This window comes from Siphonobacter sp. BAB-5385 (assembly GCF_002261125.1).
In the GTDB taxonomy this organism is placed as follows: Bacteria; Bacteroidota; Bacteroidia; order Cytophagales; family Spirosomataceae; genus Siphonobacter.
The window spans coordinates 1-26,163 of sequence record NZ_NMPS01000163.1; the positions used below are offsets into that span (position 1 = coordinate 1).

The 26,163-nt window shown below is 49.8% G+C and carries 23 protein-coding genes and 1 pseudogene; 9 read left to right on the forward strand and 15 right to left on the reverse strand.

Translation table 11 applies throughout. The features are described 5' to 3' along the window. Window positions 1-169: 169 nt before the first annotated feature. From BWI93_RS16255 to BWI93_RS16280, 6 genes are all read right to left on the reverse strand, one after another. A complete protein-coding gene (locus BWI93_RS16255) occupies window positions 170-997 on the reverse strand; it encodes a tyrosine-protein phosphatase (protein ID WP_094813153.1) in 828 nt (275 codons plus the stop codon). Between the two features lie 39 nt (window positions 998-1,036). Beyond that, complete coding sequence (locus BWI93_RS16260; RefSeq protein ID WP_094813155.1) at window positions 1,037-3,919, reverse strand: TonB-dependent receptor; 2,883 nt, start codon at window positions 3,917-3,919, stop codon at window positions 1,037-1,039. 148 nt (window positions 3,920-4,067) lie between these two features. Further along, complete coding sequence (locus BWI93_RS16265) at window positions 4,068-5,141, reverse strand: AraC family transcriptional regulator (RefSeq protein WP_094813157.1); 1,074 nt, start codon at window positions 5,139-5,141, stop codon at window positions 4,068-4,070. A 156-nt stretch (window positions 5,142-5,297) separates the two neighbouring features. Beyond that, the gene (locus BWI93_RS16270) at window positions 5,298-7,004 is read right to left on the reverse strand and encodes an FAD-dependent oxidoreductase (RefSeq protein ID WP_094813159.1); all 1,707 of its coding nucleotides are present in this window, start codon (window positions 7,002-7,004) and stop codon (window positions 5,298-5,300) included. Between the two features lie 5 nt (window positions 7,005-7,009). After that, a complete protein-coding gene (locus BWI93_RS16275) occupies window positions 7,010-7,537 on the reverse strand; it encodes a gluconate 2-dehydrogenase subunit 3 family protein (protein WP_255157916.1) in 528 nt (175 codons plus the stop codon). A gap of 121 nt (window positions 7,538-7,658) precedes the next feature. Beyond that, a complete protein-coding gene (locus tag BWI93_RS16280) occupies window positions 7,659-8,531 on the reverse strand; it encodes an AraC family transcriptional regulator (RefSeq protein ID WP_094813163.1) in 873 nt (290 codons plus the stop codon). A 257-nt stretch (window positions 8,532-8,788) separates the two neighbouring features. Between BWI93_RS16280 and BWI93_RS16285 the strand changes: the two genes are divergently transcribed. The 6 genes from BWI93_RS16285 to BWI93_RS16310 all read left to right on the forward strand — a co-directional run bounded on the left by BWI93_RS16285 (window position 8,789) and on the right by BWI93_RS16310 (window position 18,043). Continuing rightward, window positions 8,789-11,185 (forward strand): TonB-dependent receptor, encoded by a 2,397-nt coding sequence (locus BWI93_RS16285; protein WP_094813165.1) that lies wholly within the window; start codon window positions 8,789-8,791, stop codon window positions 11,183-11,185. Continuing rightward, window positions 11,152-11,862, forward strand: coding sequence for a hypothetical protein (locus BWI93_RS16290; protein WP_094813167.1), 711 nt, complete (start codon window positions 11,152-11,154; stop codon window positions 11,860-11,862). Before BWI93_RS16285 ends, BWI93_RS16290 begins: the two co-directional genes overlap by 34 nt. A gap of 155 nt (window positions 11,863-12,017) precedes the next feature. Further along, a complete protein-coding gene (locus BWI93_RS16295) occupies window positions 12,018-13,616 on the forward strand; it encodes a RagB/SusD family nutrient uptake outer membrane protein (RefSeq protein WP_094813169.1) in 1,599 nt (532 codons plus the stop codon). Between the two features lie 200 nt (window positions 13,617-13,816). After that, window positions 13,817-14,923 carry a glycoside hydrolase family 26 protein gene (locus tag BWI93_RS16300; protein WP_255157917.1) on the forward strand — a complete coding sequence of 369 codons (1,107 nt, stop codon included), beginning with the start codon at window positions 13,817-13,819 and terminating at the stop codon, window positions 14,921-14,923. A 74-nt stretch (window positions 14,924-14,997) separates the two neighbouring features. Beyond that, complete coding sequence (locus BWI93_RS16305; RefSeq protein ID WP_094813173.1) at window positions 14,998-16,884, forward strand: sodium:solute symporter family protein; 1,887 nt, start codon at window positions 14,998-15,000, stop codon at window positions 16,882-16,884. Continuing rightward, window positions 16,871-18,043: a glycosidase gene (locus BWI93_RS16310; RefSeq protein WP_094813175.1), complete on the forward strand. Its 1,173-nt coding sequence runs from the start codon at window positions 16,871-16,873 to the stop codon at window positions 18,041-18,043. The genes BWI93_RS16305 and BWI93_RS16310 overlap by 14 nt, the downstream gene beginning before the upstream one ends. A gap of 57 nt (window positions 18,044-18,100) precedes the next feature. Here BWI93_RS16310 and BWI93_RS16315 read toward each other — a convergent pair whose 3' ends face one another. From BWI93_RS16315 to BWI93_RS16340, 6 genes are all read right to left on the reverse strand, one after another. Further along, window positions 18,101-19,030 carry a DUF6607 family protein gene (locus tag BWI93_RS16315; RefSeq protein WP_094813177.1) on the reverse strand — a complete coding sequence of 310 codons (930 nt, stop codon included), beginning with the start codon at window positions 19,028-19,030 and terminating at the stop codon, window positions 18,101-18,103. Then, a complete protein-coding gene (locus BWI93_RS16320; protein WP_094813179.1) occupies window positions 19,027-19,464 on the reverse strand; it encodes a hypothetical protein in 438 nt (145 codons plus the stop codon). Before BWI93_RS16320 ends, BWI93_RS16315 begins: the two co-directional genes overlap by 4 nt. Window positions 19,465-19,473: 9 nt before the next feature. Continuing rightward, window positions 19,474-19,809, reverse strand: coding sequence for a DUF6686 family protein (locus BWI93_RS16325; RefSeq protein ID WP_094813181.1), 336 nt, complete (start codon window positions 19,807-19,809; stop codon window positions 19,474-19,476). Window positions 19,810-19,844: 35 nt separating this feature from the next. Then, the gene (locus BWI93_RS16330; RefSeq protein WP_094813183.1) at window positions 19,845-20,072 is read right to left on the reverse strand and encodes a heavy-metal-associated domain-containing protein; all 228 of its coding nucleotides are present in this window, start codon (window positions 20,070-20,072) and stop codon (window positions 19,845-19,847) included. A gap of 324 nt (window positions 20,073-20,396) precedes the next feature. Then, window positions 20,397-20,678, reverse strand: a complete 282-nt coding sequence (locus BWI93_RS16335) for a hypothetical protein (protein ID WP_094813185.1) — start codon at window positions 20,676-20,678, stop codon at window positions 20,397-20,399. Between the two features lie 53 nt (window positions 20,679-20,731). After that, window positions 20,732-21,064: a hypothetical protein gene (locus BWI93_RS16340; RefSeq protein WP_094813187.1), complete on the reverse strand. Its 333-nt coding sequence runs from the start codon at window positions 21,062-21,064 to the stop codon at window positions 20,732-20,734. 131 nt (window positions 21,065-21,195) lie between these two features. Here BWI93_RS16340 and BWI93_RS16345 point away from each other — a divergent pair, with 131 nt between their 5' ends. Beyond that, window positions 21,196-21,537 (forward strand): hypothetical protein, encoded by a 342-nt coding sequence (locus BWI93_RS16345; protein WP_094813189.1) that lies wholly within the window; start codon window positions 21,196-21,198, stop codon window positions 21,535-21,537. A gap of 68 nt (window positions 21,538-21,605) precedes the next feature. On the opposite strand, the gene BWI93_RS16350 is transcribed toward BWI93_RS16345, so the two are convergent. Further along, window positions 21,606-22,799, reverse strand: a complete 1,194-nt coding sequence (locus BWI93_RS16350) for an O-succinylhomoserine sulfhydrylase (protein WP_094813191.1) — start codon at window positions 22,797-22,799, stop codon at window positions 21,606-21,608. Between the two features lie 163 nt (window positions 22,800-22,962). Between BWI93_RS16350 and BWI93_RS16355 the strand changes: the two genes are divergently transcribed. Further along, window positions 22,963-23,427, forward strand: coding sequence for an Lrp/AsnC family transcriptional regulator (locus BWI93_RS16355; RefSeq protein ID WP_094813193.1), 465 nt, complete (start codon window positions 22,963-22,965; stop codon window positions 23,425-23,427). An 86-nt stretch (window positions 23,428-23,513) separates the two neighbouring features. Then, on the forward strand, window positions 23,514-24,293 hold the full coding sequence (locus BWI93_RS16360; protein ID WP_094813195.1) for a DUF2490 domain-containing protein: 780 nt from the start codon (window positions 23,514-23,516) through the stop codon (window positions 24,291-24,293). A gap of 76 nt (window positions 24,294-24,369) precedes the next feature. Here BWI93_RS16360 and BWI93_RS16365 read toward each other — a convergent pair whose 3' ends face one another. Together BWI93_RS16365 and BWI93_RS16370 are read right to left on the reverse strand one after the other, a co-directional pair. Then, on the reverse strand, window positions 24,370-25,251 hold the full coding sequence (locus BWI93_RS16365; RefSeq protein WP_094813197.1) for a DUF1684 domain-containing protein: 882 nt from the start codon (window positions 25,249-25,251) through the stop codon (window positions 24,370-24,372). A gap of 140 nt (window positions 25,252-25,391) precedes the next feature. After that, window positions 25,392-26,163: pseudogene (locus tag BWI93_RS16370) on the reverse strand (asparagine synthetase B); the annotation flags it as partial.

Consider the following 26,163-nt stretch of genomic DNA (forward strand, 5'->3'; position numbering starts at 1 on the left):
AGGAAGTGAGCGGCGTTCGCGATACGGACTAAAAGACCAGCCGCATCCAAGGGACGATATAGTGACCCTGTAATAAAGATTTGATTATTAATCGTTGTTAGGAAATCCCTGTATGGAATGTATAGCCTTCTCAGCAGGACGAAACACGTATCAAGCTTTCATAACTCCTTTATTTCAAAAACTTATCCTGCAACGCCTTCCGACGTGGAGCAGTCAATCCCATTTCCTTTTCCAGAAACTGATCCATGCTGCCGTATTTTTTATCGATCGCCTGGAAGGTGTTTTCTAGATAAGCCGGGTTGGCGTCCAGCATCGAGCGGGCGGCTTCGGGATTCAGGCCCTGCTGAGCCATGCCCTGAAGCATCCGTTCTCGATCCACTTTCCAGAACAGATTCGTCGCCTGATAATCCTTCAAAATCGTTTGACGGTCTACATTCAGGGCTGACAACACCAGAGCGGCTCCGATTCCCGTCCGGTCTTTCCCCGCCGTGCAGTGAAAGAGTAAGGATTCATCACCCTTCAATGTAAGTAAATGATCAAAAAGAGGTTTGTATTTGGCTTTCAGGTGCTCAGTACTCCGATAGGTTTGCAGTAGTAAAGTATCCTTCTGGGTACTATTTTTCATCGCTTCGTAAAACTTCGCCATTTGTACGTGTTCGCTACCCGCGGGCAGGTGTACGTATTGCACGCCCGTCGGGAGACGGTCCGGAGCCTTTTGGACCTCCTCGGGACTCCGCAGATCGCAGTCTACCGCGAGATGAACGGATTCCAGCGTTTTCAAATCCCGATCACTGAGTTTACTAATATCCGCCGAGCGGTAGATGCGGCCCCACTGCACCTGACGGCCATCGGGCGTAGGATAACCCCCTAGGTCGCGGAAATTCGAGCTACCCTCCAGTACTACGGCCCGACGGCTGTTATAAACCAGCGTATCCTGCTGAGCAAAAACGGTTCCTGAAATCAATACGGAAGTAATGAGAATGAATGCCTTTTTCATACGTATGTTATGATGAATAAGAGTAGATGAACCTTGCGATTAGAAAATGTCCCAGCGAATACCGGCCTGTCCGCGTTGCGAATACCACTCGGTACTGGTCGTCCGTTCGGGTTTGCCCATGTACATGCGAACGGGCTCGTTGGTGAGGTTATTGACTTCCACGAACACCCGGAACTTCGCGTTGATGGCATAGGCCGCCGAGCCGTCTAAGGTGAAGTTGTTATTCGTCCAGATGTAGAAATCAGGACCCAACTGCTGATTGATCGTTTCAACCGAGCGACCCCGGAAGTTTCCGGCCAGACGAATCGTGAGTCCCTTGCGTTCGTAGAACAGAATGGAATTGAACAGGAATTTCGACTGATTGGGCAGGGAAGTCGTTTCGTACTGCCGTTCGTTATTGACAATTCGCGGTACCCGTAGCGACGAATGAATCGCCGTACCGTTCAGCTCAGCACCCAGACCACTCAGAAAACCCGGCAGAAAATCGAAGCGACGAAGTATACCCAGTTCCAGTCCCTGCAACGACGCATTTTCCAGGTTTTGCGGTTGCGTCACCAGAGCCTGAGCACCGTTATAAGTTTCGATGGACTGATTACTGAAACTGTAGTCCTTGATTTTTTTGTAGAAAAGACCGCCCGTGACCAGACCAATGTTATCGAAATAGTACTCACCCATCAGGTCGAAATTACTGGCGAAGGTGGGTTTCAGATTGATATTGCCCCGCGTAATGGTTAGGGGATTGGTCGTGGTATTGATGTTTTCGCCCGGATTCAGTTCGGTAAAATTCGGACGAATGAACGTCCGCGTAAAAGCAGCCCGAAGCACGGATTTCGACGTAGGTGTGTACTTCAGGTGAATCATCGGCAAAAAGGCGTGGTAATCATTCTTCACCGTGGTAGGGGTCACCGTCTCTACGCTTTTCGACTGTCCGTTTTCAGTAATCGTTTCCCGTTTGTACGACGAACCGTTCAGTTGCACGGCCGTATGCTCGTTGCGTACCCCACCAAAAAGCTTGAGTTTGGGCGTCACATTCCATTCACCCATCACGTAAAGGGCCAGTACATCTTCCGTACCATCGAAATGACCCGTGGCATTAGAAACCGGCGTTACGTCCCGAAACTGATTGGTTTGCTGAAACTGCGTGGAGAAAAGATCAAACAACTGGTTCTTGGTCAGACTGTTGATCGCATAAGAACCATAATCAGCATTCAGGTTACGGAAGAAATTCTGGCGAACGGGAAATTCAGTCCGTTCCAGCTGACTAAGCGGCACCAGCGGAGCCGAATTCGGAACGCCCAGGGCTCGGTTGGGCAAATAAACCAGCGAGGCCTGCGTCGATTCTTTGTACTTGTGGCGATACTTCCCCCCAACCTTTAACGAAAACCGCGACGAAAAGTCATACTTCACATTAGCCTGAGCTACCCGGTCTTCTTCCTTCGTCCCTAACTGATAAATGACCAGTTGCCGCAGCGTTAGCTGCGTGGGGTCCATGAGTTCCTTCGGGTCTTTCAGATGGGGCAGAATCTGCATTGGGTCGTCACCTACGCCGTTGGGAGAATCAAAAGACAAATACCGTTTCCCATCCGAAGCCAGTCCCCCGAAACCCTGCGTAAGCTTCTGCCGGAAGGTGGCAATGGGCAAACCGCGTTTCTCTTCGGGCAACGTAGGAGGCGTATCGATGTAGTATTCGCTAACGTAATTTGAAGCCGACCAGTCTAGTTTCAACCGCGACGCCAACTGATGCTCGCCACCGATTTCTCCGCCGTCAATTCGCGTCTGGTAGTAGGAGTAGCGGTAATTCAGTTGGTATTCGTTGGTATTGAAAAGCAGATACGACTCGTATACCGGACGAATATCGTTGAACTTGTCGTGCAGGGCCCGACCAAAAATTCGGTGCTTCTCGTTGAAACGGTATTCCAGCCCGGCGTTAAGTCCGTACGTCTGGCGTTTGCCCATGTACCGTTTCAGCAGTAAGCTATTCAGGGAATACCGTTGCTCCGGAACCGCTAGTCCCGTGTTGTACGAAACGACGTACTCATCCGTTCCCCACTGCCGATCCCAGATGGCCGCCGTCAGCATCACGCCCAGCTTACCTTTCATAAATCGGTCACCGTAGGTAATGGAGGCGTTGTACGTACCGTCTTTCGAAAAATTGTTGTAACCACCAGCGGCACTCACGCTCAGCTTGCGAAACTCCGGAGCGACCCGCGTCACAAAATTGATCGAACCGCCAATGGCATCGCCTTCCATATCGGGCGTCAGGGCTTTGGCTACTTGTACGTACTGGATAATCTCGGAAGGAACGGCGTCGAGTACCGCATTCCGGCTGCCACCCACGCTGGCACTCGGCATGCGGGTACCGTTGAGCAGGGTAGAAGTCCAGCTAAAGGGTACACCCCGTACCGTCGCCTGATCGGCCTCACCGTGGTACCGGGCCACCGCCACGCCGGGCATCCGCTGGACGGCTTCGGCGGCATTACGGTCAGGTAGTTTCCCAATGGCATCGGCGGCCATCACGTCCATCATGGCGAGTGAATTTCGTTTAATACTCATCGCCTTGATCTGGGAGGCCGCCATCGTACCGCGAACTACTACGTCCGACAGAGCTTTCCCTTCGGGCGTGAGTTTAATGACGGGAATAACTACTTCGCCCGTCGTAGCCTGTACCGTCAGTTCAGCCGTCTGGTAGCCAATGTAGCCAGCAGCCAGCGTAACCGGTCCGGCGGGTACGTTCGTCAGTCGGAAGGCTCCACTTAGATCGGTTACCGTTCCCTGCGAGGTACCTTTCAGGCGAATCGCTGCTCCGGGCAAGGGACCGTTTTCGTCTTCAATTCGTCCCGTTACGGAGCCCGAATGTTGACCGAACGCAACGGTTCCGCTCAGGCAGAGGAGCAGACTAAAGAGTAATCGTTTCAATTGCATAGGGGTGTCATTGTGTTTCGGCAGCGAAACTAGGGGCGTGGAAAAAGAAAAAAGTCCAGGCCGATCGGGCAGGTTCGCCCCGTTCGGCCTGAACTTTTTTCTTTTGTAATGAACTGTAAACTAGCTATTTGTGAATTTTAACGAATTGTTAAATTTTAGACGGCTCCGAGATGGGACTGCTCAGAAATTGCTGGTACTGCGTGGGACTATATCCGGTCACTTTCCTGAAATAGGTATTCAGCGTGGTCTTCGACTGGAAGCCGACCTGATGAGCCAGCTCCGCAATTTTTTCACCGGGATGGTTTTTCAGTAAAACGATCATTTCCTGAACGCGGTAATCATTCACATAGGCGTAAAAATTCTTCTCGGCTTTTTGATTCAGTACCTGCGACAATTGCTGCCGGGAGATTTTCAGGGATCGGGCTAAATCATCCAGCGAGAGATCGGGATTATGGAAGGGTTTTTCCCGTCGCATGAGCTGCTCCAGAGCTTCGAAGTATGCTTGTAGTTGAGCGTCCGAAAGGCCCGATTTCTCATAGGTTTCACGAGCGGTTTCGGCTGGTTTGGACTGGGTATAGTTCTGCGTCAGAAAAAACCGCAGACAAATCCAGCAAATGATCCCGAACGCGAGGTAGGGGAAAAAATGAGCGTCCCAGTGCGTACCCAGCCAGGTATTGAAAAAAGAGGTACAGTAGCCCATGAAAACCGAACTCATGAAAAAGGCACTGCACTGGAGTAACAGATTCCGTTCGCGGCGGGGTAGCTGCGTATCCGGTACGAGTTTCCAGAGTAACCAGGCCGTATAGCTGGCGACGGAGACCATAAGCAGGTAGACGAATACTTCAAAAATCTGTTGAAATAAAGCCGGGTTTTTGCTGGGAATTTGTCCAACCAGGCAGGAAACGTACAGCGTAAAAGCGAAGACAAACGGGAGCAGGTGGAGGACTTTATGCGTTCGAGAAAGGGCTTTGCCTTTGAACTGAAGATACTGAAAATACAGCAGTGGTCCGTAGGAAAAGGTAGTGAAGCTGTTGAGCCGGCCAAACAGATACGGATCGTTCAGGACCGAGAGCAGAAATAGTTTGACGCCCAGGTGGATACTAATGAGGGCAATCAAGGTTTTTAAATATAAGTACTGACGACTAAAGATGGTCTGCTTGGGTAAGACGTACAAACCAATCAAGGCCTGAGCGAAAGCGAAGGTGGTAATGAGGGAAATCATATCGCTGGATATTTCCAGTAAAGATAGGATTCGTTACTACCGGGTTTGAGGCTGGAAGGATTAAGAAATTATTACCAAAAAGGTAGACTGCGGGCCCAACAAAAGAGGTCTGATACAACGTGTACCAGACCTCAAAATCAGACTTCTATCCTAAAGTTACAGGTTTTGCTTCTTCATTTCCTTCACGGCGTAATCGACGGCACGGGCTGTCAGAGCCATGTACGTCAGCGAAGGGTTTTGCGTCGACGTGGAAGTCATCGAAGCCCCGTCCGTAACGAACACGTTCTTGCAGGCGTGTAGCTGATTCCACTTGTTGAGCATCGATGTTTTAGGGTCTTTACCCATCCGAACGCCGCCCATTTCGTGAATATCCAGTCCCGGAGCCTGCTTGGAATCACGGGTACGGATGTTCTTGAAACCAGCCGCCGTATACATTTCGGTGAACTGCTCGTGGAAATCCTTGATCATCTTCTCGTCATTGTCATCGTAGAACATGTTGATGGCCAATTGCGGGATGCCAAACGGATCTTTCTTATTCGGATCAAGCTGAACCGTACTGTTCTCTTTCGGGATGGTTTCGCCCATCATGTGGGAGCCTACATGCCAGCCGCCCCAGGAGGGATTCATCAGGTTTTTCTTCAGATCCGCACCGATGCCGTCCTGATTGGTATACGTACCCCGACCGGCGTTGAAGCCCGCGGCATAGCCCCGCAGGAAGTTGGTCTCCTGCTTATGCACGTTCCGGAAACGCGGAATGTACGGACTATTGGGACGACGACCTTCGGTTTTCATATCCAGGAAACCATCGTATTCGGCTGAAATCGTAGCCCGGTAGTTGTGGAATGCTACGTACTTGCCCAGCACGCCGCTGTCGTTACCCAATCCATTAGGGAAGCGGTTCGACGTTGAGTTCAGGAGTACGAGGTTGGTATTGAGAGCCGCTGCGTTGACGAAAATGATGCGGGCGTAGTACTCCGTCATTTTCTTGGTATTCGCATCGATCACCCGAACGCCCGTTGCTTTCCCTTTTTTCTCGTCGTAAATAATTGAGTGGACGACGGAATGAGGCCGCAGGGTCATTTTACCCGTTTTGGCGGCCCAGGGAATCGTTGAGGCGTTACTGCTGAAATAACCACCGAAGGGGCAACCCCGCTCGCAGATGGTACGGTGCTGACACTGGGCCCGACCCTGCTGGAAGTGAATATCTTTTGGTTCGGTTAGGTGAGCACAACGGCCCTGAATCACGTTCCGGTCTTTGTATTTGCTGGCAATCTGCTTTTGGAAATAATCTTCCACGCAGTTCATTTCGTGGGGCTTCTGAAACTCGCCGTCGGGCAGGTTGGGCAGTCCGTCTTTATTACCGGAAATCCCGGCGAATTTTTCTACGTAACTGTACCAGGGAGCAATATCCGCGTAACGGATGGGCCAGTCAACGGCGAAGCCATCGCGGGCGGGGCCTTCGAAATCGAAATCACTCCACCGCTGCGTCTGGCGGGCCCATAACAGGGATTTTCCACCGACCTGATAACCGCGAATCCAGTCGAAAGGCTTTTCCTGTACGTACGGATGTTCAGCATCTTTCACGAAAAAGTGCGTACTGCCTTCGTAAAAGGCGTAACACTTGCTCACGATCGGGTTGGCTTCTTTAATTTCCAGGGGAAGCTGGGTACGGTGCTCAAACTCCCAGGGGCTCATCATGCCCGTGGGGTAATCGGTTACGTGTTTCACGTCCCTTCCCCGCTCCAGTACCAGCGTTCGCAGCCCGTGTTTCGTTAATTCTTTGGCGGCCCAGCCTCCGCTGATGCCCGAACCAACCACGATTGCATCGTATTGATTGGCTGCCGTTGATTCCAGTATAGTCATGATCGTTATTTGCCAGTTGAAACGGGGACGCAACCGTGGTAAAAGCCCGGTACGAGTTGGTAATGATTGATATTCGTCTGGAAGTACTCCGAAGTGGTAAAGCCGCGAATGGTCAGGCTTTTGACCAGTTTGAAAAAGTCTTTGGTTTCTTCATCGGCTCCGGCGTTCAGCTGATTGAGAAAATTCAGTCGCTGATTGGTGTCCATGCCCGAGAACGTTTTGCCACCTGAACTCTTCTGGGCCAGATCGCTGACCGTGTAGAGTCCGTTTTTCAGCGTTTCCTGAGCTTTCGTATCCATACAATCATTGACGATCTTCTGAATGTAAGCGGGAACGCCCAGGCTTTTCGCTCCGGGAATATCCGTTTCCGGAATAATGGTTTCGGCCAGGTCCGCCAGCGTGGATTCTTCCAGAGCGGAAAGCAAGGGAGAACCCGCCACCGTCTCGGGCGTCCAGTGCTGAGCCCAGGAGGGGAGACTCAGCAGACCGCCAAACGCGGCGGCCATGTTTTTTAATGCGATTCTACGTTCCACAAATGATGAATTAAAAAGTTTTCGATCAGAACCAAAGCCTTTGAGCGATAGATAGGAAGGCTGGCATGATACCTGGTTTAGAGGATTGATTCAGGTAAAAATAAAGAGTAAGCGTGGCATTTTACACAAAGACCCGCGAACCGGAATAGTTACTGCGAAATTCCCGTGGTGTACAGCCATTTTTCTTCAGGAATGTCCGATTAAAGTAGGATAAGTTATTAAATCCGCATTTATAAGATACTTCGGCGATGGTCTGTGTGGTATCGATGAGCATGCGTGAGGCGTGACCCAGCCGAATTTCGTTGAGGCTATCAACAAACGTTTTGCCCGTACTTTTCTTGATAAAACGACTAAACGACACTTCTGGCATACTGGCTACTTTGGCGACATCGGCCAGGGTGATTTTTTTGTCGTAGTTGGCCCGCATGTACTCAAAGGCTTTTTCAATACGCCGGCTATTATAATGGAAGGGATCGTGCGTGAAGGAGGCGTTGGAAAGGGTACGCATATTCCGGGAAATCGACAAATCGTGCAGAATCGACATCAGGTCGAGTACCGAATCAAAGCCACTCTTCTGGGTAAGGGCTTCCAGCCGGGGCCGTACCGCTTCAATCGTTTCCCGCGAGAACAGTACCCCTTTGGCCGCTCGCTCCAGCAAAATCCGGATAAACGTCAACTGATTCCGACGCAGGAATTTTTCGTCGAACAGGTCGCGGTGAAACTGAATCGTAATTTCCCGAATCTCCTTGTTTTCGCACTGGTGCAGAAACCAGCCGTGGGGGAGATTAGTGCCTACTAGTACCAGCTCCAGATCTTCGATCACTTCGGAATGATCCCCAATGATCCGCTTGATGCCGGGTCCACGGGCGATAAAATTCAGCTCAAATTCTTCGTGATAGTGCAGGGGGAAATCAAAATCAGACTTAACCCGGGCAAACAGCGTGAAGCAGTCATGCTGGGTAAGCGGTGTGATTTCGCGGTAGAGATTACTCATAAAGCAAAGGTAAAAGAGGTTTTAGCGATAAACAAAAGTTTTGATAACACAGTATTAGTACAAAGTTAGTTTTTGTTCGGTAATCCGTTTAAATAATCAAAGAAAAATGTGGCACTATTCGGCGATCATTGCAATTAATCGATATATAATGATAATTTATGACTGATAAAAATGAAAATATGTTCAAGTAAATGATAAAATTGTGTTAGTGCAATGGTAAAATTGAAACATAATTTTGTTGCGAAAAAATTGACTCTATGAATCGTTTTAAGTTTTATCTTTTCTTCTCAGGATTGATGCTTCTAGGGTGCTTCGGAACCTTATTTGCTCAAAACCGGACGATCTCCGGTACCGTGGCTGACGAGAAAGGGGAGTTGCTCCCCGGCGTAAGCCTTTCCATCAAGGGAACCACCCTTGGAACCAACACCAATGTTGAAGGACGCTTTACCCTGAGCATCCCCGCCAATGCTACGACGCTGGTCGTATCTTTCGTAGGGATGCAAACGCAGGAAATTCCGGTTACGAACGAATCGACCTACACGATTGTACTGCAATCCGACAGCAAATCGCTTGATGAAGTAGTAGTAATTGGGTACGGTTCAGCCCGGAAAAGTGATTTGACGGGTTCGGTGGCTTCCATCAAGTCGGAGCAGCTGACGCAGATTGCCACGCCCAACGTAACGCAGGCCATTCAGGGCCGCGTAGCCGGGGTAGACGTAACGGCTAACTCGGGGGAACCCGGTGGGGCCAGCCGGATTCGGATTCGCGGGGTTGGTACGATCAATAACTCCGATCCCCTGTACGTAGTGGACGGTTTTCAGACGAACGACATCAGCTTCCTGGCTCCTACGGATATTGCTTCCATGGAAATCCTGAAAGATGCTTCGGCTACGGCTATTTACGGTTCTCGCGGAGCCAACGGGGTGGTTTTGATTACGACCAAACGTGGTCGTTCCGGTCCAACCCGCTTTACGCTGGACGGTTACGCCGGGGTACAGAATGCCTGGAACAAACTGAACATGCTGAACGCCGCCGAATACGGAGCCCTTCGTCTGGAAGCGTACCGCAACGACGGAACAGTATTGGATCAGAATGGAGCCGAGTATCGCCTGCTCAACAACGCCGTTCAAACCAACATGCAGGGTACGGACTGGCAGAAAGAAGTAATGCAAACGGGTTCCATCCAGAACTACAGCCTGAACGTACTGGGTGGTACGGATAAATCACGCTACAGCCTGACGGGTACGTATTTCGGTCAGGACGGGATTGTGAAAAACTCTTCGTTACGCAAGTATTTCCTGCGTTTCAACAACGATTATACCTTCAACAACTGGCTGACGGGTGGGATCTCCGGAGCGTTTTCCCGTACGAACAAAACGTTTACCAACAATGACCTGTTCTCGGGGGTACTGACTACGGCTCTGCGGGCGGAACCCATTACACCCGCCTGGAACCCGGAAACGAATAACTGGGGTCGTACGATTGTCTCGCAGGAAAACAACCCGGCTCGTGCCGCGAATGAAATGTCCGGTAACAAAGGCTACGAAAGTCTGCTGAACGCCAACGCGTACGTAGAGGCTTCGTTCCTGAAACATTTCAAACTGCGTTCCCAATTCGGCGTTAATTACAAAAACGTTCACAACAAGCAGTACCTGCCCGAGTTTTTCCTGGACATCAAAGAATTACGTCCCAACAGCCAGTTGACGGAGTATCGGAGTGAGCAGACGCAGTGGGTATCTTCTACTTACCTGACCTACGATAATGACTTTGGTAAGCACCACGTCGGGGGTATGATTGGTACGGAAGCTCAACGCAGCACGTTTGATAACATCGGTATGACGGCCTATAATGTGCCGAACAATACGGATCTGCGGTATTTGTCCTCCAGCCGTAACCCAAACGTGATTCCGACGACTACGCCACCTTCGGATGAATCCCTGTTGTCGTTCTTCGGTCGGGCGAACTATAGCTACAACGAGAAGTACATGTTGACGGCTACGCTGCGGTATGATGGTTCTTCCCGCTTCCTGAAAGGGAACCGTTGGGGTATTTTCCCGGCTTTTGCTTTCGGCTGGAACGTAACGGATGAGCCCTTCATGGCCAACATCAAAGCCATCAGTAACCTGAAAGTACGGGCCGGATGGGGTCAGGTAGGTAACCAGAATTCGGCTAATAACTACGGCTATGTAACGACGATTTCCGGTGGTAACCGCTACGTGTTCGGCGACCAGATCGTGGAAGGTTTCGCTCCGACGATGGCGAGCAACCCGAACCTGAAGTGGGAAACGACGACGAGCTCCAACATTGGTATCGACGCGGATTTCTTCAATCATAGCCTGAGTTTGACGGCTGATTACTTCATCAAGAATACGGCTGACATGATTGTCCGCGTTCCTGTACCCGTGTTTATCGGCGTAGGACCTCCGTACGTCAATGCCGGTAGCATGCGGAACAACGGTATCGAATTAGCCTTGAACTATCGCAATGAAATTGGAGCGTTCCGTTACGATTTAGGCGTGAACTTCACGAAGATCAAAAACGAAGTAACCAGCTTGGTGGAGGTACGGGTATTGAATCGGCTAACGTCATCAGTAACTGGGGTAACATTACCCGTACGTCGGTGGGTCGCGAAATCGCTTACTTCTACGGGCTGAAAACCGATGGCATCCTGAGAACGCAGGAAGAAGCAAATGCTTACAATACGCAATACAACATTGTGGGTGAAAGTACCGCTAAACCGGGTGATGTACGTTTCGTAGATGCTAACGGTGATGGGATCATCAATGACAAGGACCGCGTATACTTAGGCAGTGCTACGCCGAAATTCAGCTACGGCTTCAACGCAACGCTGGGTTATAAAAACTTTGATCTCCGTTTATTCTTCCAGGGTGTACAAGGCGTAGAAGTAGTAAATGCACTGGATTACTTTACCCGTAGCTCAATGGGTACCTGGAACTCCGTTCCGGATCGCCTCAACCGCTGGACGCCTGAGAACACGAATACCAACGAACCCCGCATGACGGCGAAGGATGCCAATGCCAACTACCGCTTCAGTGATCGGTTCGTACAAAGTGGTGATTACCTGCGTCTGCGTAACGTAACGCTGGGATACACTCTTCCGAAAGTGGTAACGGATCGCTGGAAAATGTCAACGGTACGGGCCTACGTTTCAGTAGATAACCTCCTGACCGTAACGGGCTACAAAGGTCTGGATCCCGAAATCGGTGAGTATGGTTACAACCGGAGCTACAACCCGCTGGCCGTGGGTGTGGACGTGGGAACCTATCCCCAACCTCAAACCTGGCGTGCCGGGCTAACGCTCAATTTCTAAGATAGTTTTCGGTTTACTGTTTTCAGTTTTCAATGCAAGTCGCAGAGGACTGAAAGCAGTCAACAAAGAATTAACAAAGAGATTTCGGTTTACTGTTTTCACTGCAAGCCTCGCAGAACTGAAAACAGCAAACCGAAAACTGAAAACTGAAAAAAATGAAATTCAAATATATCATCGTGGCTTTGCTGCTGGCTACCAGCGGTACCATGCAGAGCTGCAGCGATTTTCTGGATAAAAATCCGCTGGGCCAGGATACGGACCAGAACTTTTATACCGATCCCAATAATGCCATCCTGGCCGTTAATGCGGCCTATGACGTACTGGCTTACGACGAAGGAAACGATGGTCTGGGCAACTACGTCAACCACAATTACGAGTGGATGTTCGGGGATGTACTTTCGGAAGATGCCGAAAAAGGCAGTACGCCGGGCGATATGCCTCCCTTACAGGAGCTGAAAGAATGGCGGGCTACGGGTACCAACACCATCGCTCAGGCCGTTTGGCAAAACATGTTCCAGGCGATTTATCGGACCAACCTGTTGCTGCAAAACCTGGAAAATTCACCCATCGATGCAACGCTGAAAAACCGGTTGATGGGCGAGGCGTACTTCATTCGGGGTTACAGCTATTTCTACATGCTGCGTTTGTACGGTGGACTGCCTTTGTTCACGAAACCCGTACAGCCTTCGGATTACAGCAATACCAAGCGGTCTACCCTCAGCGAAACGTATGCGTTCATTGAGGCAGATTTCAAGAAAGCCGCTGAACTGTTACCCGAGAAAAATGCCTACGCGGCGGAAGACGCGGGTCGTGCGACCAAAGGTGCTGCCAATGGATTCCTGGCCCGTGCGATCCTGTATCAAATGGGAACCGACAATCCCCGGGGACATACCTGGAAAGAGTTGTACGATCTGACCGATGTAATTGCCAAATCGGGTCAGTACGCGTTGACCGACAACTACGCTGCGATTCAGGAAGGTGAAAATGAAAACAATGCGGAATCGTTGTTTGAAATTCAGTTTGCCGAATCCAACGTGACCTGGGGTATCCAGCGTTCCGGAACGAACAACAACCAGATTCAGAACAACCGGAATACCTGGGGCTGGGGCTTCAATAACCCGACGCAAAGTCTGGTGAATGCCTTTGAAGCGAATGATCCCCGTAAAGCCGCTACGATCTACAAAACGGGCGACATCGTTACGGGTATCGAGCAGGTGATCAACTTCCCTTCCGAAAACTCAACGGGTTTCCTGAACCGGAAAGCGGCCATCATCAAGCCTACGCAGCCTTCGCAGTCGCCGCAAAACATTCGTAAATTGCGTTACGCGGATGTATTGCTGATGCGAGCCGAAGCCGCTGCTCACCTGGGCAACGAAAGCGAAGCTCGGACGATCCTGAATCAGATTCGTGACCGGGCTCGTAAGTCTACGCTACCCAAAGGTTCGAAGCTAAATACCATGACCTACGAACCCGCCAATACGCCCGCTTCGGCCCTGCCGCCGATCGCCGCTACGGTAACGGGAACGGCTCTGCTGGATGCTATTTACCACGAGCGTCGCGTGGAGCTGGGTATGGAAGCCCTGCACTTCTGGGATCAGGTTCGTACGGGAACGTACTTTAACTCACTGCCCGCTTCGATTCGTTCTTCCGCGATGAGTCATAGCATTAAGGGTTCGGTTAATTCCATCCCGGTACTGCCGATTCCGGCGAACGAAGTACAGTCCTGGGGTCTGGAACAAAATCCGGCGTATTAATTGGGTTGTTGGTTTTTAGTTGTTGGTTGATAGTTCTTAAACTGATAGGTACATAAGATCGATTGTTTGTAAACTACTAATCAGATCCGAATAGCCCATCAACGAACGCTAGTACTAGTCCAGCAACTAACAATCAATAACCAAACAAAGGCTTCTATTCGAATCGGGTAGAAGCCTTTGTTTTATCTTTAAACAAAAAAATGATGTTACGTACGGCTCTGGTTTGTTTGACTTTATACGCGGGGAGCCTCGGTGCTCAGACCGCCCCCATTGATAAAAAAGCCACGAAAGAAACCCGGAATCTGTATACCAATTTGCAGAAGCTGGCAAAAAAAGGAACCATGTTCGGCCATCAGGACGATTTGGGGTATGGCGTGAACTGGCGGGCTGAAGTCGGTCGTTCGGATGTAAAGGAAGTCGTGGGCGAGTACCCCGCCGTATTCGGCTGGGATCTGGGTCGGATTGAATTCGATAGTACCCACGAAATCGACGGGATTCCCTTCGAAAGCCAGCGGAAATTTGTGGAGCAGGTCTACGCTCAGGGCGGTGTCAATACCTTTAGCTGGCACCTAAACAACCCGACTGACCCCACAAAAACGAGCTGGGACAAGGTAGATTTCACCATCCGCAAACTCTTCAGTGAGCCACAGGCCCGGCAACGGTACGATGCCTGGCTGGATCGGGTCGCGGCTTATTTCAAAAGTCTGAAAGGCCCCAAAGGCGAAGCCATTCCGGTCATCTTCCGACCCTTCCACGAGCATACGGGTAGCTGGTTCTGGTGGGGGAAAGACCACGCTACGGTGGCCGAATACGTGCAATTGTGGCGATATACGGTCGAGTATTTACGCGATAAAAAGGACGTTCATAACGTACTCTATGCGTATTCAACCGACCGTTTTCCAACGAAAGAAGAATACCTCGAACGCTATCCCGGCGATGCGTATATCGACATCGTTGGTTTTGACATTTACCACCGTCCGCAACCCGGTCAGCCTGACCATTTTGTGGCGAATACGCGTCAAATGGTGGAAATTCTGAAAGAGGTGGGGCAGGAAAAGAAAAAGGTCTACGCCATCACCGAAACCGGCCTCGAAAAACTGCCCCAGCCGAACTGGTGGACGCAGGTGCTGGCACCGATTATCAAAAACGCGGGTTTATCTTACGTGCTGGTTTGGCGAAATGGCAATCCGGGACACTTTTACGCTCCCTACGCCGGACAAGCCACTGCGGAAGATTTTAAGAAATTTTCGCAGCAATCGGACGTTTACCTCCAAAAGAAAACGGCGGCTGCCCAACTCTACCGCTAAGTATTCGGCTCATGCATGACTCTCCGGAACTTGCCTAACGTATACTGAGTTGGTTAGCTAGCAACGGAGCAATCATGAAATTATCCCTACTGGACTTTTGTATCATCATCATTTATCTGGTGGCGGTCATTGTGCTGGGTTTAGTCCTCAAAAAACGGGCTTCCCGCAACAAGGAGGCGTATATGCTGGGCGGCAAAACCTTGCCGTGGTATATGCTGGGGCTGTCGAACGCCTCGGACATGTTCGACATTTCCGGTACCATGTGGATGGTCTCCCTGGCCTTCGTGTACGGACTGAAAAGCCTCTGGATTCCCTGGCTCTGGCCCGTATTCAATCAGGTATTTATGATGATGTACCTGTCGGTCTGGCTACGCCGTTCGAACGTGACCACTGGAGCCGAATGGATCGGAACACGATTTGGCAAGGGGCCGGGGGTAACGGCCTCGCATACCATCGTCGTTGTATTTGCTTTACTAAGTTGCCTGGGATTTCTGGCGTATGGTTTCGTGGGTCTGGGCAAATTCATGGAAATTTTTATTCCCTTTGAAAGCATGGCTCCGTACCTGCCGTTCCGCATCGCTCCGGAATATGTGGGACCTTTCTACGGTATTATCTTCACGGCCTTTGCTGTATTTTACGCCATTTTGGGTGGCATGACGAGCATCGTGATTGGCGACGTACTGAAGTACGGGATCATGACGATTTCGGCTTTCGTGATTGCCGTCATTGCCATGCAGGAGCTTTCCAGTAGAACGCTGGAAGTGCCGCCGGGCTGGTATACGCCCTTTTTCGGCTGGAAACTCGATGACCTGAACTGGTCGGGGATTCTGGATGAAGTGAATACCAAAATCAAGTCGGATGGCTTTTCCCTGTTTGGCATTTTCTTCATGATGATGACTTTTAAAGGAATACTGGCAAGTCTGGCCGGACCCGCTCCGAATTACGACATGCAGAAAATTCTATCGACTAAATCACCCCAGGAAGCCGCCAAGATGAGTGGGATTGTTTCCATCGTACTGCTGCCCGTGCGGTACGCAATGGTGATGGGTTTGACGGTACTGGCCCTGCTGCATTTCGATCAGCTGGGCTTGCATACGCCGCGGGGCATTGATTTCGAGAAAATCCTGCCCGCGTCCATTTTACAGTTCGTACCCGCCGGACTGATGGGCCTGCTGCTGGCTGGCTTACTGGCGGCGTTTATGGGCACCTTTGCGGGTACGCTCAATGCCGCTCAGGCCTACGTAGTGAATGACATTTACCTGAAATACATCAACCCCGGAGCCAGCAATAGCCGCATTTCCCGGATGAATTACTTCTCCGGACTGGTAGTAGCCAGTATCGGTATTCTGATGGGACTGTTTGCCAAAGACGTTAACAGCATTCTGCAATGGATCGTCTCGGCTTTGTACGGCGGTTACGTCGCGGCCAATGTATTGAAGTGGCACTGGTGGCGATTCAATGCCAATGGCTTTTTCTGGGGTATGCTGGCGGGAATCGTTCCGGCTTTGATTTTTCCTTATGTCTTCCGGGAAACGCTGAGTCTGTACTATTTCCCACTGCTGTTTCTGCTCTCGCTAGCGGGGTGTATCATTGGTTCGCTGGTGACGCCGCCGACGGATCGGCAAACGCTGACCACCTTTTACCGGACCGTACGTCCCTGGGGTTTCTGGAAGCCGATTCAAGATCAGGTACAGGCCGAAGATCCCGATTTTCGGCCCAACCAAGCGTTTGGACGAGACGCCTTTAATGTCATCATCGGGATCATCGCTCAGTGTGGACTGACGCTGGTGCCCATGTATCTGATTTTGAAAATGAACGTTGAGCTAACGATAACCCTGGGTGTATTGGGCCTTTGTGTAGTGATTTTGAAGAAAACCTGGTGGGATCGCTTACCGACGGAAGAACCTGCATCGCCAGCTTCCGCTCACCGTTTAACTAAAACCTTAAATGACTTTTCATGAACGGCTTGCTCAGTTGCAGGAAGCCCACGATAGACTGCTCAGACGTCCCAACGTACAGGCAGATCTGGGGAATGGTCTGTTCGACCGCTATCAATATGCCATCGTAACGGCCGCCCATACGCCGCTTTTCTGGCGGTATGATCTGAATCCCGAAACCAATCCGTTTCTGATGGAGCGGTTTGGAATCAATGCCACCTTCAATGCCGGGGCCATCAAAATAGAAGACAAGTATCTACTGATTCTGCGAGTGGAAGGACTGGATCGAAAATCGTTCTTTGCCGTAGCTGAAAGCCCCAACGGAATCGATCAGTTTCAGTTCTGGGAGTATCCCATTACCATGCCCGAAACCGATGAACCGGACGTCAATGTATACGACATGCGGGTGGTAGAACACGAAGATGGCTGGATTTATGGCCTGTTCTGTACCGAACGCAAAGACCCGAACGCCCAACCCGGCGATGAATCGGCGGCTATTGCCCAGTGCGGCATCGCCCGGACCCGTGACCTGAAAACCTGGGAGCGATTACCCGATCTGCAAACGCCCTCGCCGCAGCAACGCAACGTGGTAGTACATCCCGAATGGGTGGAAGGTAAATACGCGTTTTACACTCGGCCGCAGGATGGATTCATTCAGGCGGGTACGGGCGGAGGGATTGCTCTGGGTCTGGCGGATTCGATGGGAAAAGCCATCATTACGCAGGAAACGGTGATCGATCCGAAAGACTATCATACCGTATACGAAGTCAAAAACGGGCAGGGACCGGCTCCGCTGAAAACGTCGCTAGGCTGGCTTCATCTGGCTCATGGGGTACGAAATACGGCGGCTGGTTTGCGATACGTGCTGTATATATTCATGACGGACTTACAGGATCTGACAAAAGTGATTTACAAGCCGGCGGGTTACGTACTGGCTCCCGAAGGGGACGAACGGACCGGTGATGTGTCGAACGTGGTTTTCTCCAACGGCTGGATTCTGGACGACGACGGCACGGTATTCATCTACTACGGCTCGTCCGACACGCGTATGCACGTGGCAACAACCACGCTCGACCGATTGCTTGACTATGTGGTACATACCCCGGTGGATGGCATGCGGTCGGCTACTTCGGTGCAGCGATTAACGGCTTTGATTGATCGAAACAAGGCCTTAACCAACTAACAAAAAAGCTCGTCCGTATGACACGGACGAGCTTTTTTGTTAACGATCAAAGGTTCATTACTTCATACCCACTAACTCCTTATTTTTCAGAAACTTCTGAATCGTAGCTTTGATTTCGGCCTTATTCGCGGCTGTCGCTTTAGGAACTTTCAGATACGCCGCCGATAATTCATCCAGCGATTGGTTCAGACTTTTTCCATCGACTTTCTTTTCCAACTGAATGCCTTTTTTCTGGGCAATCAGATCACCCCAGACATTCCGTACATCCACCCAGAACGTCCGGTGTTTCGTCCACCATTCTTTCGCTGAGTTACAGGCCGCTTCCTTGACGCGGTGGTAATCATTAATTCCTTTTTCGTAGGCAATGATTTTCTCGCCGTCGGGGGTACGTAGGACTTTGGCATTGTCCTGATCGTGCAGGTAACCGTAGTCGGTGATAAGGATGCGATTGCCGCGACGCATCACGTTGTAGTCGTTGCGGGTGGTGTACTCGCGGCGGGGCAGGGGAGCGTCGGTGGTATTGTCCCAGATATGACGACCATCGGCGTGAAACCAGGTGGCCGAACCTTCGTAGCGGGGACTATCGTCTACTTCAAAAACCTGTTGGGTCCACTGGCCCTTGGCCTGAGGGGCGGTTAGGGCTTTGTATTTCCACTCCGCGTCCTGTTCGTACGCCAGCAGATCAGTATTCTGGAATTTCCAGTCTTCCCGCCAATGTTTAATGATGGTACTATCGTTGATGACCAGCAGGTGCATCAGTACTAATTTATTGGGCGTTTCTTCGTCCACGAACACGTATTCTAACGCACCCATTTCTTTTCGCTCCTTGAATTTGTATTCGCGGTTGGGAGAGAACGTTTCAGCGTATTTAAAAGTGATGGCGTGACAGCCACACTGACCTTTGATGGCCTGAATATCAGTGGATTTTTGAGCAAAGGCAGTACTTAGCAGGCTGCCCAGGGTTAGGGTAAAGATAAAGCGTTTCATTCGAATACGGGTTTCGATTTTTGCTGGTTCGTAAATTGGTAATCAGGGGTTTTAAGCCACTTCCAGGATTCAATCGTCAGCAGGATACTCATCAGCAGGACGAAGGTTAATAATAAAAGTTGCGAAGGGTCTCCTTCCTTCAGTTCGCCAACGACATGACTCAGGTGAGCCAGCGTAAACGGAATGCTGAGGAAGAAGTTTACCCTCCGCCACTCGATCGATTGAAGATAGAGCAGAGCAACCGCCCAGATGAGCGGAAATAATTCAAAGATGAAGCGGATGAAGACCAGTGACGTGGGTTTTTGTCCATTGGCCCCTTCACGAACGATGTTGATGCCGTAGAATAAATCGCCTACGTGAAAATTGAAGTGCAGAATCATGCACACGGTGGTCAACACCCAGAAAATCAGAATACGGATACGGGAAATACTCATGAGAATTAGTTAGTCAAGCGAACTGGTATACAGAATTTTATGAGCTTCCACAATCAGATTCACTTCCTGCATCATGTTAATGAGTTCTTCCAGCTCCGATTCAGCGAGCAGAATATTCAGATTCAATACCGGCGACCGCATGATAATTTCTTTGCCGTGCGAGGTGGAAAAGTAGCTCATGTTGCACCGCTCCTGGAGCATTTCCAAAAAATACTGGAAATCTTCGGCGTTGAAAATCAGTAAGATATTATTGAAAGCCAGGTTGTACGTCTGGCAACCTTCGCAGTAGCCGATGTAGCCATTTTCCTGTTGCGTGAGGGTACGGAAACAATGAGATTGGTGCATGAGTACCGGAGTTAAATCGGAGTAAAGAATAAAAATTAATCGGCCAGGGAGGGCGTTTTGATGTCCCGAAGTTTACAGTTCACGCCGGTACGCTTCAAGGCTTCTATAATCCGCTCGGGAGCAATCCATTCACTGAATACCTCCAGTGACTGCGTCAGAAAGTCAATGCTAAATCGGGTAATACCCAGTTGACCCAGACTTTCTTTCACCGCCTGAATTCCTAAGGGAGAATTCAAATTCGTTTGAAAACAGATCTTTTTCATAGACTGAATCAATGAAGTGATTGATGAGGTAATTGAGTTAATATTTATTTAGACTAATTATAATTAATGCAAAGGTGCATGATGAAACCATGCCGTACAAGTGATTGGGAAAAATTGTTGAAAAGTTTTTGGACAAGCTCGCCCCGATTGTAAATCGGGGCGAGATCGGGGCGAGCCTGAATACGCTAACCCCAATTTATAATTGGGGTTGTCTGGTTAGGCGTCTCAGACGCCTCTGCTCCTAAAAAACATTCCCCCTGATTTGATCATAGTGATTACAAATCAGGGGGAGAATAAAAGGTTATGATGAAAATCTACTTTCTACTAGGAAAGCGACGATAAGGCAATAAACAGATCTACTTTGCCAAAACGCTCGATGGCTTGTTGAGCATACGCTGAGGGACCTGATTCACTGGAACCTACCGAATAGCCCAAATCGTCTCCACTACCTACACCGAGTCGGTGCATAGCGGCCTGTAAAGCTTCTTTGTCTTCGTCTACCAGTAATACTTTAGCACCTTCGTTACGGAGAATTTCGGCGAGTGTAGTGGCTGCACTTTGCGTGCCATTCGTAATGACGGCCACCTGATTTTCTAAACGTTTCATGCGTAGATGGATTGGTTGTTGGTTTATTGAAAGAGGAGAGAGTTAACAGGAATTTATTTCGACTTATCAATTTCAGTTTTAATCACTTTCTTCATTTCCCGTAAACCTACTTCAGGAACAGCCAGCCATTTCAAACTTGCCACCATTCCTTCAATATTAGTATGGTTGGTATGACGAGCTTTCCAGGCCTTCCAGGTTTTAACGAATTCAGCGTCACCTTCTTCAAAGTGACCCCGTTGAACGATTTTTTTCAGTGTATCATAGCTATCATTTCCCTGAATGTTGCCGCCTTTTTTCCAGACGTCCGGGTGATGCTGACGGATGTCCTCCGCGTAGTCTAACAGTTTTTTTAGTGACTCCGTCACTTTGGGCAAGGGTGCAGCCATGTTCAGTAGGGTTGGTTACGGAATCCCTTAAAAAAGCTGTACCTCGTGGATTAACTCTTTTTAACAGCTGAATACAAGGCTGTTTTAAACGTAGCTTACGTAATTAGATCAGAGAAGAAACGCCAGAAGCCATGAAAAAACTATTGATTATAACGTTGGTCGCCTTGGGCAGTATGCTCACCGGGTGTTCCTCACGCGTTTACTCCGATGGGTACGGAGGTTACGGACCTAGTTACGGTGGATACTACGGACCCGCCTACGGCTATCGTCCCTACTATGCCCGGCCTCGGGTTTATGTAACGCCACCGCCGCGGGTATACCGTCATCGGCAGTATAACAATCGGAGAAATGATATCTATCGCCGGAATAATTCGTATCGAAGAAATGATTCGTTCCGAAATCATAATTCATTCCGGGCAAAACCCAATAATGGAAACAGGGGCGGTGGTCCCCGTTCCAGAGGACCGAGGTAATCAAAAAAGCGGCAGAGAAAACTCTCTGCCGCTTTTTGCATAAACCCAATCAAACTTTTAATTCGCTCTTAAACCGTAGCGGCTTCCTGGGAAGTCGCTACTTTGGCTAAAGCCTGCTGAAAATCTTCAATCAGATCGTCAATATTTTCCAGACCTACCGCAATCCGTACGAGACCATCGGTAATGCCTACTTCGGCCCGCTCTTCTTTACTTAATTTGGAATGCGTTGTACTCGCGGGATGAGTCAGGATGGTACGCGTATCACCTAAGTTCGGAGAGATCGAGGCAATTTCGAGGTGCTGCGTCAACGCATTGACCGCCTCAAACCCGCCTTTTACTTCCAGCGTCAGGATCGCTCCGCCGTATTTCATCTGCTGTTTGGCCAGTTCATACTGCGGATGACTTTCTAGGAAGGGATAATGAACTGCCTGTAAAGCCGCATGGCCTTCCAGGGTTCGAGCCAATGCCAGAGCATTTTCACTATGAGCTCTCATCCGGACAAACAGCGTTTCCAGACTCTTCGACAGTACCCAGGCGTTGAACGGCGATAAAGCCGGACCCGTATGACGGGCGAAGAAACGAATCGGCTCGATCAGGTCTTTCCGGCCGACCAGAATCCCCCCCAGCACGCGACCCTGGCCATCCATATATTTCGTAGCCGAGTGCATCACCAGATCGGCCCCGAGTTCAATCGGATTTTGAATGACCGGCGTGGCAAAGCAGTTGTCAACGGCCAGCACGACCTGATGCCGTTTGGCAATGGCTGACAGGGCCCGTAAATCGGTCAGCTCTAAACCTGGGTTGGATGGACTTTCACAGAAATAGAATTTTGTGTTTTCCTGGGTAGCCGCTTCCCATTGGGAAAGATCGTGACCCTCAACGAACGTAGTCGTTACGCCCCACTTCGGCATGATCTTGTTCAGAATCTGAATGGCGGAACCAAACAGGGCTTTTGAAGCAACTACGTGATCTCCCGCCTGTAAGCTTCCGGCGAACGTGGCGAAAATGGCCGCCATACCCGAGGCAAAGGCGATCCCTTCTTCGCCGCCTTCCAGCAAACAAACCTTACGGATAAACTCGTCCACGTTGGGGTTGGAGTACCGGGAATACACGTTGCCCGCAATCTCATCGGCAAACATGGCCCGACCCATTTCGGCGTCGTCGAAGGTAAAACTGGACGTTAAGTATAAGGGAACCGAGTGCTCGCGGTTGTGTGAACGTTCCGCCTGAGCCCGGATAGCTAGTGTTTCTTTCGATGCCATAATTAATCAGTGCTATCAAATTTCTGTCTACAAAGTTCGGTATTTAGTGAATATGTTGTGATTTTAGGGTTGGAATTAGAAAACAAATCTAGTAAGTGCTCTTTTTATAAAAGAAACACTCTGTTCGTTTATGATTTTTGCCTGCTAACTAGAAAAATAATCTATGGATCAACTCGACCCCATTGACCGCCGTATTCTGTCGCTCTTACAAACCAATGCTTTCATTTCTAATAAAGAACTGGCTCAGGAAGTAGGGCTTTCATTGACACCCGTACACGAACGGGTCAAACGCCTCGAACGTGAGGGTTATTTAAAAGGATATGTCGCGTTGGTGGATCGTCGCAAAATGGGACGTAGCCTGATTGCCTTTTGTCAGGTTTCGCTAAAGGAACACACGCAGGCCTTTATTCAGGAGTTTGAAGCGAAAATTGGTAGTCTGCCCGAGGTGATGGAGTGTTATAACATCGCCGGACCGTATGACTATCTATTGAAAGTGATCGTGAAAGATATGGATGATTACCGCCGCTTCGTAGTCGAACAACTGGCGGCCCTGGCCCACATTGGCGGTCCGCAAAGTGTATTCGTAATGGCTGAGATCAAGGTTACTACGGCCTTACCCGTTGACTAGCTATGTTATGGAATTGTTAAGAATGTAATCCGCAAAATCACGATTTGATCATACAACGTACTTTTGCGGGATTCTAATTCTTTTCCGTGACTAAGCTACGCGTATCTTTCAAGTTTTGGGCCTGCCTGTTGCTGGGCACCACGGCCTATGCCCAAACCTCTTTAACACCCGCTGCTCCCTGGGGAAGCTGGTTTATCGGTACCGTGGTACTACCCGGCGGAGAAAAAAAATGGGGTGGCTTTGCGGAAGTGCAGGCTCGTAGTAACAGTGTATTTCAGGAGTTCTTCTACTCGGAATTGAAGGGGGGCGTTACGTACGACATCAACAAAAATTTCACCGTAGGCATGGCGGGCGGACGATACGCAACTTATGATTTTCAGGATTTATCGGCGGGACCGTTGAATACGGAAGGGCGGATGTGGGAACAACTGGTCATCAATCAATACCTCGATCGGCTGCGTTTTGAACATCGGTACCGGGTGGAACAACGCTGGTTTACCTTTCGGGATGGTACGCATCCATACCGAAACCGAATTCGCTATCGACTGAATATGTTCATTCCTCTCAACAATAAGAGTATCAAGGAGAAAACGTATTTCATTTCCATATTTGATGAAATCTTCCTGAATCCCAAAGGACCTACGTTCGAGCGGAACCGTCTTTTTGCGGGACTCGGCTACCAGATTACGAAACACTGGACCGTTCAGGTGGGTTGGGTAAATCAGACCAATTACAGTCCGGCTTCCTTTGAGCAGGGCGTATTTAAACCCAGTGCCCAGGCCGGAAAAAATAACGTATTTATTGCCTGGACGTATCGACTGAAAAGTCTGGGTTCTTCCGAGAAACTACCTTCTCCAGTAGATTAATCTGCTGATAGTCAAAACAAAAGCCTGATCCTAGGACCAGGCTTTTTCGGTTACATCAAGTTTTGGTTAAGGAAAATCAGTGGTCGCCGAATCGCTTTTCACCCGCTGGAATTCGAACCGCTAGTTTGTTTTGTTTGGGCGGCAACGGGCAGGTAGCGTAAGGCGTAAAAGCACAGGGCGGATTGATGGCCTGATTGAAATCCAGTACCGTCGTCCCATCGGCACTTGGCTGTTCGGCGTATAAGAAGCGACCCGCTCCGTACGTGTCCTTTTTGTTCGTTTCGTCCCCAAATACGATGAAAAGCTTGTCTTCACCCGTAGCGTCGAGGCGGTAGGTTTTTCCTTCAAGTTCAAACACTAGCGTACCCGCCAGCGGCTGATCGGAGGTTTGACCCAGAACATTCGTAATGGCTACAGTTTTGGGCGTACTGGGTTTTTCCAGACGAGCCGTAACCCGGTATTTTTCGTTGACAGCAAAGCGTTCGATGCCGTGGAAGTTTTTTAACTGTTCGCTTTCCAGATCACGCAAGCGAATGCCGTATTGGTCACCGCGTTTGATTACTACCCATTTTAAGGACTCGTGTTGTACGATATTGGGCTTGGTATGGGCAGTAAAAATGGTCTGCGTATCTGTTGCTTTTTGTCCGTCTACCGTCACCACGGCATCGGCAGTTGGCGTAAACTGTACGACATCGTTTTGTAATTTAAAGGTACCCAAATGGGCGGCACCTCCGGGAAATACTACCTTATTATCCGAAGCACTGCCTACCGTATTTGCTCCTTCTTTGAGCCAGAATAAGCCCGCTAGATTCAGCCAGCCATCTTCGCGTTTCAACGAAGCGACGCGTTTCTGATGCCATTCTTCCAGCCGGGTTTTATAAGCCGGATCATCGGAAATGGGGCGGAACGAAGCCAGTAGAAGGCTCGAAGCTACAAAAAGGATAGAGTGATAGGTCATGATTATATGGAGTTAGCATGAGAAAGACGAAGCGAACGGCAGCAAAAGTAATAAATTATATTAAATCTAGTGATTTAGTAGGGTAATATTTTAAATGGATTGGCTCTGGCAGCCAATCCGGTATTGCCTATTACTAGAGTCTAGGTCTTCCGTTTCTTTTTCCGAGCCGAAGGAAAGAGTACGTTATTCAAAATCAGTCGATAACCCGGTGAATTGGGGTGTAAGTTCAAATCGGTAGGAGTCCGATGAAAACCGCGTTGACCTTCCGGGTCGTGACCGCTATAAAACGTAAACTGACCCCGACCCAGCTCGCCGTAGAGGTAGCGGTACGTAGATTTGCTCTGTCCTAAAACCAGTACACTGGGCTTGACTGTAGCTTTGTTGAACGCACTCGTTTGTCCGAAAAATTCACGAATGGTACTTTCATGATTCTGCACGAGCATGGACGGAATCACATCCCACTTGGCCGAAAAATCGAACAGCGAAAAATACGTATCATCCCCCCAGCCGTACCCCGAAGAAGCGTTGATATTGGAAAAGGACATTCCCGGGTAATCTTCGTCGGAAAGCTCCAGTTCGAAATTATCGAAGGCAATGGTCTTACTGAAATCCAGTTTTCCCTGAGCTTTGGGGTCTACGCCGTCACCGTCGAATACGGAAGGTACAATATCGAGTCCTTCGGCGGCCAGAGCCACATCCAGTGATTCGGTACCCGAGCACATGGCAAACAGATAGCCGCCACCGGCACAGAATTCCTTGATGTTTCGGGCGACTTCCAGCTTCAGTTGCGAGACTTTCGCAAAGTGGTACTTCTCCGCAATCTTCTTCTGAGCCAGCATATCGTCTGCACTCATACGGCGGCGATTTCGGCCAAATTGTCCCGTAAAGTCTTCGTGGTGCAGGTGTAGCCAG